9 protein-coding genes, 1 tRNA gene and 1 pseudogene are annotated in these 12,543 nt (G+C 42.5%); all 11 read left to right on the top strand.

Annotated elements, in window-relative coordinates; all coding sequences use genetic code 11:
• Nucleotide 1: 1 nt before the first annotated feature.
• Nucleotides 2–1,504 carry a type I restriction-modification system subunit M gene (locus THEAE_RS0112255; RefSeq protein WP_028987680.1) on the top strand — a complete coding sequence of 501 codons (1,503 nt, stop codon included), beginning with the start codon at nt 2–4 and terminating at the stop codon, nt 1,502–1,504.
• Nucleotides 1,494–1,850 (top strand): restriction endonuclease subunit S, encoded by a 357-nt coding sequence (locus THEAE_RS20880; protein ID WP_052329984.1) that lies wholly within the window; start codon nt 1,494–1,496, stop codon nt 1,848–1,850. Before THEAE_RS0112255 ends, THEAE_RS20880 begins: the two co-directional genes overlap by 11 nt.
• A 128-nt stretch (nt 1,851–1,978) precedes the next feature.
• Complete coding sequence (locus THEAE_RS0112245; RefSeq protein ID WP_028987072.1) at nt 1,979–3,334, top strand: IS4 family transposase; 1,356 nt, start codon at nt 1,979–1,981, stop codon at nt 3,332–3,334.
• Nucleotides 3,331–4,203, top strand: coding sequence for a restriction endonuclease subunit S (locus THEAE_RS20875; RefSeq protein ID WP_084213539.1), 873 nt, complete (start codon nt 3,331–3,333; stop codon nt 4,201–4,203). Before THEAE_RS0112245 ends, THEAE_RS20875 begins: the two co-directional genes overlap by 4 nt.
• A gap of 29 nt (nt 4,204–4,232) precedes the next feature.
• On the top strand, nt 4,233–7,430 hold the full coding sequence (locus THEAE_RS0112235) for a type I restriction endonuclease subunit R (protein ID WP_028987679.1): 3,198 nt from the start codon (nt 4,233–4,235) through the stop codon (nt 7,428–7,430).
• Nucleotides 7,431–7,515: 85 nt separating this feature from the next.
• Nucleotides 7,516–8,949 carry an SIR2 family protein gene (locus tag THEAE_RS0112230; RefSeq protein WP_342665757.1) on the top strand — a complete coding sequence of 478 codons (1,434 nt, stop codon included), beginning with the start codon at nt 7,516–7,518 and terminating at the stop codon, nt 8,947–8,949.
• On the top strand, nt 8,950–9,528 hold the full coding sequence (locus THEAE_RS0112225) for a TIR domain-containing protein (RefSeq protein ID WP_028987677.1): 579 nt from the start codon (nt 8,950–8,952) through the stop codon (nt 9,526–9,528).
• Between the two features lie 245 nt (nt 9,529–9,773).
• Entirely contained in the window at nt 9,774–10,241 is a 468-nt protein-coding gene (locus THEAE_RS22135; protein ID WP_211233500.1) for a hypothetical protein, read from the top strand.
• A 319-nt stretch (nt 10,242–10,560) separates the two neighbouring features.
• Nucleotides 10,561–10,635: transfer RNA gene (locus THEAE_RS0112215), tRNA-Ala, on the top strand.
• 245 nt (nt 10,636–10,880) lie between these two features.
• Nucleotides 10,881–11,233 (top strand): annotated as a pseudogene (locus THEAE_RS23900) (transposase); the annotation flags it as partial.
• 117 nt (nt 11,234–11,350) lie between these two features.
• The coding region (gene istA, locus THEAE_RS20865) for an IS21 family transposase (protein WP_245605555.1) at nt 11,351–12,543 on the top strand (1,193 nt) is incomplete at its 3' end.

The following is a 12,543-nucleotide window of genomic DNA, read 5'->3' as shown; positions in this document are numbered from 1 at the left end:
AATGGCAACAGTAAATTTAGGGTTTGAAAATAATCTATGGGAAATGGCGGATAAACTGCGCGGTAACATTGAGGCTTCGGAATACAAGCATGTAGTACTGGGACTTATTTTCCTTAAATACATCTCCGATGCTTTTGAGGAGAGATATAACGAGCTGGTTGCAGAGGGCGAAGGATTTGAGGAAGATATAGATGCTTATACCGAAGAAAATGTTTTTTTCGTACCGAAGGAAGCCCGTTGGGAGTATATAAAAGCCAATGCCAAGCAACCTACTATCGGACAGATTATCGATGAAGCAATGATAGCTATTGAAAAGTTAAACGCCTCCCTTAAAGGGGTGCTGCCGAAAAATTATGCACGCCCGGAAATAGATAAAACAAAGCTTGGTGAGCTAATCGACCTGTTTTCCTTTAAGGTTGGTGATAAAGAGGCAAGAGCAAAAGATGTGCTCGGCAGGGTTTACGAATACTTCCTTGGGAAGTTCGGTTCGTCGGAAGGAGAATTTTACACCCCGCCATCTATTGTAAAACTGCTTGTTGAAATGATTGAACCATATAAAGGAAGGATTTATGACCCATGCTGCGGGTCCGGCGGCATGTTTGTGCAGAGCCAGAGGTTCGTTGAAGAACACAGCGGCAGAAAGGACGACATCCATATCTTTGGACAGGAATACACAGCGACCACCTGGCGGCTTTGCAAAATGAACCTTGCGATCAGGGGTATCGACGGAAACCTTGGCGAGCGGGATGCGGATACCTTTTCCAATGATCTCCATAAGAAACTAAAGGCGGATTATATCCTTGCCAATCCACCCTTTAATATCAAGGATTGGGGAGCTAACAGGCTTGCCGATGATGTCCGCTGGAAGTATGGTACACCCCCTGCGGGAAACGCCAACTATGCCTGGATACAGCATATTATTTCCAAGCTTTCGCCAAACGGCGTGGCGGGCTTTGTTATGGCAAACGGCGCTTTGTCTACCAATACAACCAGTGAAGCCGAGATAAGGAAGAATATTATCGAAGACAAGCTGGTGGACTGCATTATTACTCTTCCACCCAACCTCTTCTATAACGTAACCATTCCTGCCAGCCTGTGGTTTTTAACCAGGAATAAGAAATCCGCAGGTCGGGATCGCAGCAATGAAATCCTCTTTATTGATGCCCGCAAGATGGGCACGATGGTTGACCGTAAGCACAGGGAACTTGATTATGAGACAGAGATAAAATATATCGCCGATACCTACCACAAATGGAAAAAGGGTGAAGGTTACGAAGACATTAAAGGCTTCTGCAAGTCTGCCACCTTAGAAGAAGTGCGCTCCCATGAGTATATCCTCACTCCCGGCAGGTATGTGGGCATTGAAGAGCGGGTTGATGACGGGGAGCCTTTTGATGAAAAAATGACAAGGCTTACCGGTGAACTTGCCGAGATGTTTGCAAAGCGCAAGTCTCTGGAGGAAGAAATCCGCAAAAGACTGGGGGCGATTGGTTATGAGTTTTAGTGAGTGGAAAGAGGTAAGGCTTGGGGATGTGTGTAAATATGCTTCAGCCAAAGTTAGTGTAAGCGAAGTTAGCGAAGATAATTATATTTCAACCGAAAATATGCTTCCAAATAAGAGCGGTGTAACAAAATCAAGTGGATTGCCAACAGTTGGTTCGGTTACTAAATACTCTGCTGGTAATGTATTAGTTTCTAATATCCGACCATATTTTAGAAAAATATGGTATGCAGATAGAGATGGGGGATGTTCTAATGATGTTTTGGTTTTTGACATAAAAGATTCAAAAGCATTAGACAGTAAATTTTTATTTTATTGTTTAACTCAACTTTCGCAGTGCGTAAATTAGGTAAAACCCAGACAACGACTTCATTTTAAGCTAAAAAATTTATCTCTTGACAGAAAAGCACCTTTCCAATTTGGTAAAATGGAAGTAACGAACTGACCATCATTCCAAACAGAAAGGTGCATAGCAATATGTTACTACACAACTCTCCGTCTGAACAGTATAAGCAGCAACTTTCCTCTGTTTTTTCACATCTTAAAGTGGGCGAACTTTTGCGAAAGGCCGGTATCCGCAAGGCCTCTGGCATTTCCAGTTTTGCTGTTTTTCAAATCATCTTTCTGCTGGTCTTCCAAGGACGCAATCTATTTCGGTTACTAGGAAGCGGGAGAACGGAATCTCTCCCCGGAAAAGATGTGGTTTATCGATTCCTTAATGAAACCCGTTTTAACTGGAGACGCTTTTTGCAATCCTTAAGTCTTAGGATTGTATCTGGCTTTGAGAAACTCATCTCCTCCCATCGCATCCGCGTTTTTATCATCGATGACTCTGTCTTGCGCCGGGAACGGAGCAAAAAGGTAGAACTGTTGGCAAAAGTCTTTGATCATGTTTCGGGACATTTCGTTCGGGGATATAACCTATTAACGCTGGGCTGGTCTGATGGGTATAGTTTTGCGCCGATCGATTTTACCTTGATGAGTTCTGCAAAAGCTTCAAACCGCCTTATGGAAATGCGTGAGGACTTAGACAAGCGCTCCAGTGGCTATAAGCGGCGGAAAGAAGCCGTGATGCACAAACCGGATGCGGCTATACAAATGCTTGACCGAGCACTCAAAGCCGGATTTACAGCGGACTACGTACTCATGGACAGTTGGTTTACCCACGAACCTCTTCTTCAGGAGATCATGAGCAAAGGTCTTCACGTCATTGGAATGGTTAAAGCGCTTAAACAGCGGTATATATTCAAAGGGAAGAAAGTAGGTTTGCATGAACTTTTTGAGATGATTCCTAAAAATCCAAAAGCAGAGATTCAAGGCTCTGTTATGGTTAAGACGCCTCAAGGCTTATCGCTTAAGATCGTCTTCGTCCAGAATCGGAACAACCGGAGAGAATGGCTCGCGATTTTGACAACAGACCTCTCCCTAGAGAATGCTGAAATCGTAAGGATTTATGGCATGCGCTGGAGCATTGAGACTTTCTTTAAAATGGCAAAATCGTATTTGAAATTAGGTTCTGAATTCCAAGGCCGCTCTTTTGACCTGATGATAAGCCATACAACCATTGTTTTTTCCCGTTATCTCGTTCTTGAGTGGGAACGAAGGCAAAATACAGATGAGCGATCCTTCGGAGGGATGTTTTATCTTTTTGCTGATGAAGTAACGAATATAGACTTAAAAACGGCATTACGTCAGTTAATGGCTTTTGTTCAAGAGTTGCTCAAGAATCAACCGAAGGAAAGCACCGCTCTGCTATGTCAATTACAGAAGTGGATTAGCGAATTGCCCGGTTATATCAAGCGTTTATTCGTAATTCCGGGGTGCGAAAGTTGAGTTGTTTAAGTAATGATGTATTTTTTGATTACGTAATGGCAGGGTCAAAAGGGACGAAAATGCCACGAGGGGATAAAGGTGCAATTATGAAATATCCAGTACGTCTTCCTCCACTCCCCGAACAAAAGGCAATCGCCGCTACACTGTCTGCCCTTGACGACATGATCGAGCTTAATAACAAAATCAACAAAACCCTTGAAGAAATGGCGCATGCACTCTTTAAGTCTTGGTTTGTGGATTTTGAGCCGTTTAAGGACGGGGAGTTTGAGGAAGGCGAACTAGGGCTAATACCAAAAGGGTGGAGAGTTAAAACTTTAGGAGATATATGTCATATAAATATGGGTCAATCTCCATCTTCTGATACGTATAATTCTGTGGGTGTTGGTATGGTCTTTTACCAAGGTGTTAAAGATTTTGGGTTAAAATATCCAGAGGAGTCTATGTATTGTAGCAAACCAAATAAGATTGCTAAACCTGGAGATGTTTTATTAAGTGTTAGAGCACCTGTCGGGCAAATTAACGTTGCATATAAGGAATGTTGTATAGGTAGAGGTGTTTCAGCATTAAGACTTAAGCATCATAAAAACAATATTCTGTATTATTGGCTAAAGACAATTACTAAACAATTTCACGATGCAAGTAATGGATCAATCTTTGATGCAATTAATAAATCAGGAATTGAAAGAGTAAAAGTTGTTGTTCCAAGTGATGTGGATATAATTGACATTTTTAATGATTTTATTGAACCAATAGATGAAGAATTATTTAATAATTTTCAATCCACAAGGGTTCTAAAATCACTTCGCGACACCCTGCTACCTAAGCTAATGAGCGGTGAGATAAGAGTACCGGTGGAGGAGGTTGTATAAGATGTATGCGATAGAGAGGAGGATGCCTTATGCCAAACCATAATATATATGAGGATGAACTGGAGCAGGCGGCCTTGGAATGGTTCGAGGAACTGGGCTACGAAATTGCCTTTGCTCCTGACTTTTCGCCCGGTGGAGATTATCCTGAACGCTCCGATTATTCCGAGGTAATCCTGGAGGAACGTTTGAGGGACGCCTTAAAGCGTATAAACCCGGATTTGCCCCAGGAGGCTCTGGACGACGCCCTGCATCAAATTCTTGTGCCGCTTAATCCTGCATTAATAGACAACAACCGTCTTTTTCAGAAGATGGTCACCGATGGGGTGAATGCTACATTCAGGGCCAGTAATGGCAGAATAGTCAGCAAGCAGGTCAAGGTTTTTGACTTCGAGAAAATAGAGAATAATGATTTTTTGGCTGTTAACCAATTTACTGTGATTGAGAACAGGATTGAAAAGCGTCCTGATGTGGTGGTATTTGTCAACGGCATACCCCTTGTTGTCATCGAGCTTAAAAACCTGGCCAATGAAGACGTTGAAATAACCGATGCCTTTAATCAGATCCAAAACTATATAAGCACGATCCCGTCTCTCTTTACCTATAATTCCTTTGTGGTTATATCTGATGGGGTAAATGCCAGGGCAGGCACAATAACGGCCAATGAAGACAGGTTCATGATGTGGCGTACGATTGATGGGGACGAGGTTGCACCTGTAGGACGCCCACAGCTTGAGGTCTTAATCAAAGGAATGTTTGAAAAGGAACGCCTGCTTGATATTATTAAGAGTTTTATATTGTTCCAGACTGATGGAAAAGATACTTACAAAATTCTGGCAGGCTACCATCAATATCATGCTGTCAATAAGGCAGTTGAAAGCACGATAAGAGCCGCAATCACTGAGGGGGATCGCAAAGCCGGCGTGGTTTGGCATACCCAGGGCAGCGGCAAAAGTCTTTCTATGGTTTTCTATGTGGGCAAACTTGTTCTTGCGAAAGAACTTAATAACCCGACAATCGTAGTGATTACCGACCGTAACGACCTTGACGATCAGTTATTTTCCACATTTGCCAAATCAAAAGACTTATTACGCCAGGAACCCGTACAGGCTCAGGATAGAGCAGATCTCCGCAGACTCCTTGCGAGGGAATCGGGAGGCATAATCTTCACGACCATACAAAAATTTGCTCCTGAAGAAAAAGGGGACAGCCTACCTGTCCTTACAGACCGGGAAAACGTAATTGTTATTGCTGATGAAGCTCATCGAAGCCAGTACGGATTCGGAGCGGAAATTGTTAAGGGTGATACTGAAGCTGAGGTCAAATATGGTTATGCCAAATATATGCGTGATGCCCTTCCTAAAGCATCTTATATCGGCTTTACCGGAACGCCGATATCACTTGCGGACAAGGACACCAGGGCGGTCTTTGGCGACTATATCGATATCTATGATATGACCAGGGCAGTTGAGGATGGAACGACAGTACGCATTTTCTACGAAAGCCGGATTGCGAAGCTGGAGCTGCCGGATGAACTCAAGCCCATTATTGACAGCGAATACGAAGAGATCACTGAGTACCAGGAGTATACCCAAAAAGAAAAGCTCAAGTCAAAATGGTCAAGGCTTGAGGCTATTGTTGGTGCCGAGCAGCGTGTTAAAGCGATTGCCAAAGATATTGTGGAGCATTTTGAAAAGCGTCTCGCAGCTCAGGAAACAGAAGTGGGCAAAGGTATGATCGTAACCATGTCCCGAAGGATTGCCATTGACCTTTATAAAGCGATCGTAGAACTGCGCCCGGAATGGCACTCTGACGATGTGGAAAAAGGCGTTATTAAGGTGGTTATTACCGGAAGTTCTTCTGATCCTAAGGAATGGCAGCCTTTCATCGGCACAAAGGCTACCCGGGACCGGATCGCCAAGCGCATGAAGGATAACAAGGACGAGCTGAAGTTAGTCATTGTACGTGACATGTGGCTGACCGGTTTTGATGTTCCCAGTATGCACACCATGTATATTGACAAACCCATGCAAGGACATAACCTAATGCAGGCCATCGCCCGCGTTAACCGGGTATTTAGGGAGAAGCAGGGCGGCTTGATCGTAGATTATATCGGCATTGCCGAAAACCTGAAGAATGCTCTTAATGATTATACCGAGAGCGACAGGGAAAAGACCGGTGTTGATACTGAACTGGCAGCAGCAGTACTTCTTGAGAAGTATGAATTAATTAAGGAATTGCTCCATGGCCATGATTATCAGAAATTCTTTACCGGTTCAGCTTCCGACAGAATGGCCGCCATTGTTGAAACCATTGACTACATCATCGGGCTGCGTGAGGAAGGTAAAAATGAATATCTTAAGCTGGTCGGCGAACTTTCTAAGGCTTACTCGCTTTGTGCTACTACCGATACCGCTGAGAAATTAAACCTTGAGGTAGGTTTCCATAAAGCAGTTAAATCGGGGATCATCAAGCTCATACCCGAAAATTCCAAAAAGAAAACTGCTGCGGAGATTGAAGCCCAGCTTAACCAGCTTATATCCAAATCTATTGCCAGCAATGAGGTTATCGATGTTTTGGATGCCGTTGGGCTTAATAAACCTAATATCGCAATACTGTCCGACGAGTTCCTGGAGGAAGTGCGCAACATGAAACAGCGCAACCTTGCCGTTGAGCTCCTTAACAGATTGCTTAAAGGCAAGATTAAGACTTTTTCCAGGCGAAATCTCGTTCAGTCCAGGAAGTTCTCGGAGCTTTTGGAGAATGCGATCAGGAAGTACCAGAACCGCACCATTGAAACCACGCAGATTATTTTGGAACTTATCCAGCTTGCCAAAGAAATCAATGAAGCGCATAAACGTGGAGAAAATACCGGTCTTACTGAAGATGAGCTGGCGTTTTACGATGCCCTGGCCGAAAACGAGTCAGCCAAAGAGGTAATGGGCGACGATATCCTCAAGCAGATAGCAAGGGATTTGACTGAGGCAATACGTAAAAATCTCAGCATTGACTGGTCTATTCGTGCCAGCGTGCAAGCCAAAATGAAGATGATTATAAAGAGACTGCTTAAGCACTATGGTTATCCGCCGGACAAAACACCTAAAGCTGTAGAAATAGTAATGGAGCAGGCTAAGCTCATGTGCCAAAACGAGAGTTCAAGGGTTAGGTATCAGTACCAGCTTGTTAAAGAAGAATTGCCAAAAGTAGCGGAGGAAAGGGAGAATATATGATTGTGAGGGTATTAAATACGATATCTAAAGAGCCCTTAATGTTCTTTCCGCAGGATTAAAGGTATAAAGGAAGGGGTGAATAGATTTGCAGAATCTGAAAGGTTTTATTGACGATTTTTCTAAGGCATTAAAGGAAAATAATGCGGCCATTTTTGCAGGGGCTGGGCTTTCCAGCGGAGCGGGATATGTGAATTGGACAGAACTGCTTAGGAGCGTTGCTGAAGAGCTTCGTTTAAAAGTAGAAAGAGAACAACATGACCTGGTATCTCTTGCTCAGTACTACAGTAATGAAAATGGTGGAAGAGGTAAGCTTAACCAAATTATCACCGACGAATTTCAAAGGCGTGCATCCATTACTGAGAATCATAGGATTTTAGCCAGATTACCTATTACGACATATTGGACATCTAATTACGACACTTTAATTGAAACTGCGCTCAGGGATATTGGTAAAAAACCTGATGTGAAAATTGAACCGGAAAATCTTGCGCTAACATTAAGTGACAGAGATGCAGTTGTTTATAAAATGCATGGGGATGTAAGTCAAGTTCATAAGGCAGTTATAACACGGGATGATTATGAAAAGTATGAGCTGACGCACTCGTTGTTTACTACTGCCTTGCAAGGCGACTTGGTATCAAAAACATTCTTGTTTATAGGTTTCAGTTTCAATGATCCAAACTTGAACTATATCCTTAGTCGTATAAGAATAAGGCTCGAAGGGAATCAACGTCCGCACTATTGTTTCCTGAGAAGAATTGTAGAATCAGAATTTGGCAATAAAGAGGATTATGATTATGCAAAGATAAAACAGGAATTACAGATCAACGATTTAAAAAGGTTCTCAATTAATACCATTTTAGTAGATGAATACCAAGAAATAACCAGCATTCTAAAAATGATTGAGAAATCCTTTAGAAAGAATAGTGTCTTTATATCTGGAAGTGCTGAAGATTACGGCGCAATGTCTGAGGATACTGCAAAAGAACTTTTGCATGGCTTGAGTAATGAACTGGTTAAAAGAGATTATAGAGTAATTTCTGGATTTGGTCTAGGAGTAGGAAGCTATGTGATTAATGGTGCACTTGACTGTTTACAGTCAGAAAGGAAAAGCAGAATTGAAAACAACTTAGTTTTAAGACCCTTTCCTCAAAAAGCAAGCGGCGGTAAGTCGCTGCCTGAACTGTGGGATTTTTATAGGCGGAATATGATTGCCGAAGCAGGCATAGCTATCTTTCTCTTTGGCAATAAAAGGGTGGACGGAAAAATTGTTAATGCTGAAGGGGTCAGAAATGAATTTGAAATAGCGTATTCAATGGGAGTGAATGTAATTCCAGTAGGTGTCACTGGTTTTCAAACTAGGATTTTATGGGAAGAAGTAATGAATGACTTTCCTAAGTATTATCCTGAGGTACAGGTGTTTAAGCCATGGTTTGAAATACTTGGCAGTACTTCAATACCGGATGAAATTATTAATACAATAATGAAAATAATTGATGAGATAAGGAGGAGAATCTAGATGGCAAAGCGGGTGTTTTTCAGCTTCCATTATCAAGATGTAATTGATTTTCGCGCAAATGTAGTTCGAAACCATAAAACTACAAAACATGAAGGAGCAGGGTATTTTGACGCTTCTATATGGGAAGAGGCGAAGAAAGAGAGTAATTTGGCATTAAAACGCTTAATAAATAGCGAACTAAAGAATACATCAGTTACAGCTGTCTTAATAGGTTCAGAAACATACTCAAGACGCTGGGTGAGATATGAAATTATGAAAAGTCTGGAAAAAGGGAATTTGTTACTTGGAATTCATATTAATTCTATTGCTGGTAAAGATCAAAAAACAAAAAAACTGGGGCCTAATCCATTTGATTATCTAGCAATTGAGTTTAGCAATGATGGTCAAAAACTCAATTTGCTTGAATATAAAAATGGGAAATGGGTCAAATATAGTGACCTAGATGGATGGAGCATAAGTGGTATTAATCGGTCTGATTGGGGGAAAGCTTATAAATTATCAAAATATTTCAAGGTTTATGATTGGGTTGCAGATGATAGGTATAAGAATTTTGATAAATGGATTGAAAAAAATAGTTAACTCAAGTATCTTGTTTTTTTCAAAAAATCACAGCAGCCCAAACAAAACTAAAGCACCCCGCTCATAGCATCTGCATCGGTTATTCCCGAAGGGCATGCACTACTAAACCAGATGCAGGAAAGTCAACCGTAAATCTTAAAAAACGTCGAAACGCTGGATCTTGACCGCGGGCTTATGACACGAGGCTGATCGTGAAGCTATGGGATGAGTATTGGGTAAGGCCTGTGATCGACATCCGGTAACATGTGGAAGGATACGACAAAACGATTGTACTGGAAGGGAAAGAAAATGTGGTTTACGACTATAAAGTGACCGTGTTCTTCATCTGTCCGGATACAGGAAAACAGCGGGAAATGGTTCATGGTGGTTTTAAAAAAGACCGTAATTCGATCAAGAAGCTTTGTCCCGCTAAGCAAATGGACATTGAATTTAAAGTGCAGGCTCAGTGTGCGGTGGCGCAAGGAATTTGGATTTCACTTGCGGAAGATCGCAGGATTTTTACCCTCATAGTCCGGACCAGTTGCAAATGGGAAAAAGAATATGCCAAACGAACGGCGGTAGAGCACGTCAACGGCTGGCTTGGTGTTTTTTGGATTCGAGCTTTCGCATCGAAGCATGGTCAAAATGAAGATGCGAACCGAGCTTGCGCTATGCGTGATGCTGGCGATGGTCCTGGGAAGAATCAAGGAGAGAGAAGCCCAGAACATGCGTAGCTTGGTGAGAAGCGCCTAGCTAAGAGCTAATTCACATGTGATTTCATACTTTAACGATCCACAAACCGTTTTTGTGGATAAAGGGATCGTCTGCTCTTTTTATCCACAAGGTATTCCAAATCATACCAGTTCGTCTTGATTTACTTGTAAGACCGGATCAAAATGGGGTTATGTAGCGTAAATGAATTTTAATTTCGTATGCTAAAGGAGAAGAAAAAAGTACAAAGCAAATAGCTCCCCAAGTCATGGTATTGACTAGATTTCTCTTTCGTGGTATATTTTTTTCTGTCGCCCGGGGAGAGCCGGGCGATGGATACATGGGGCTATAGCTCAGCGGGAGAGCACCTGCATCGCACGCAGGGGGTCAGGGGTTCAAATCCCCTTAGCTCCACCATAAAGGAAAATTAGAAATCATGATAAGTAGTCAACACAAAACCATGATTTCATTTAACTAACCACTTTCTTTCTTAATCATCATTGGAAAGGAGGTGGTTTTATTGTTGTTGAAATTTGCCATAAAAGATTTTCTTGAAGATCGTGAATAACAAAATTTTTCCAAATCAACAATCCAGCTATACCGTGATACCCTCCGGCTACCGGGAAATCCTAGGCCTTTAATTCGGTGGAAAAAAAAGCAGCACAGGCTGGGAAGAAATGCTTCAAGATATAAGAGCACGCGGGGTAGAAGAAGTATGGGTTGGTGTCTTTGATGGGCTTGCCGGCTTAGAAGAGGTCTTTAAGAAGTCCTTCCCCAAAATAGTCTCCAGCGCTGTGTAGTGCATCAAGTACGAAACACTTTACATAAAGCAAGGAAAAAGGATCAGGGAGAAATCGCCCAAGATATGAAGAAAATCTATCAAGCCGAAACAAAAGAAACGGCGGAAAATGAATTTGAGAAGTTTAAAGAGAAATGGGAAAAAGAAATATCCAAGAGAAATCGAATCCTGGGAAAAGAACCTCTTGTATTTGATAATCTAAAATTGAGCCACTAAAGCGAGGTTCGATCACAATAAAAATGAGCCACGGCATTTCCAAATCAAATCCTCTCTCTTATGATAGAAAGCGGAAGTCAAACTACATAAGAGGGGAAGAAGAAAAGGATGATCACCATGGCTCAATACCATCATATCAAATTTTTAAAGGAGGTTGAAGGATTATCGCAAAGACAAATTGCGAAACAACTTGGGATTTCACGAAATACCGTCCGCAAGTACCTATCGAATCAGACAGCTCCAACGGTCATTCAACGACAGAATGTATATCGGACCAAGGAATATTCCGCTGAAACAAAACGAGTACTCCCGATCATCGACAAGTGGCTCGAAGAAGACCAAGGGAGATGGGGAAAACAGCGCCACACCGCAGCGAGAATCTACCGGCGGCTGGTTGAAGAATATGATTTTAAAGGTTCCGAATCGAACATTCGAAAGCTCGTAGCCAAGCAAAAAAAGAAGATTGAGGAAGTTTATATCCCTTTAGAATTTAGGTTAGGGCAACAATTTCAATTTGACTGGGGGGAAGCCGATATTTTCCTTCAAGGAAAGAGGACGCGAATCTATCTCTTTTGTATTGAGCTTTCTGCGAGTCGAGCCCGCTTTGTACGAGCCTACCTTCACGAGAGACAAGAAGCATTCCTGGACGGTTTCGTTCACGCCTTTGAATTTTTCGGAGGCGTTCCTACCGAGGGCCTCTTTGACAATCTCAAAACGGCCGTACAAAAGATTCTGCAAGGAAGAGATCGTCTTGAACAGGACTCCTTTCTCTCTTTGCAAGCCCACTATCTATTTAAAGCTGAATTTTGCAACGTACGATCCGGAAATGAAAAAGGGAGAATCGAAGGAACCGTGGGCTATGTCCGGAGAAATGCCCTCGTACCCATCCCGGAAGTCACCTCCTTGGATGAGCTCAATGTAATGCTTAGAGAGTGGTGCTTAAGAGAATCAAAACAAAGAACCGTCCCCCGCTCCAAAGAAACTGTGTTGGACCTATGGGAAAAAGAAAAAGAGTATCTTCATCCCCTTCCGGTGCGGCGGTTCGAAGCCTGTAAACTCATCTCATGTGAGGTGAATAAAACCTCACTCATCACTGTTGAAACCAACCAATACTCTGTGCCTTGTAGCTTTGTAGGCCAATCGGTATGGGTGAAGCTTTATGTAGACCGAGTGATCGTCGTGGCTCAAAACCAAGTGATCGCAGAGCACCCACGATCCTATGAACGGAACGGGCTCATTACCAAATTGGATCACTACTTAGAAGCCTTGCTAAAAAAACCCCGGGCCCTTCGTGATGCCCATGCTTTTCA

It is taken from the genome of Thermicanus aegyptius DSM 12793 (assembly GCF_000510645.1).
GTDB lineage: Bacteria > Bacillota > Bacilli > Thermicanales > Thermicanaceae > Thermicanus > Thermicanus aegyptius.
Note: the sequence above shows the minus strand (reverse complement) of the source record. Positions and strands in the feature narration are given on the sequence as shown.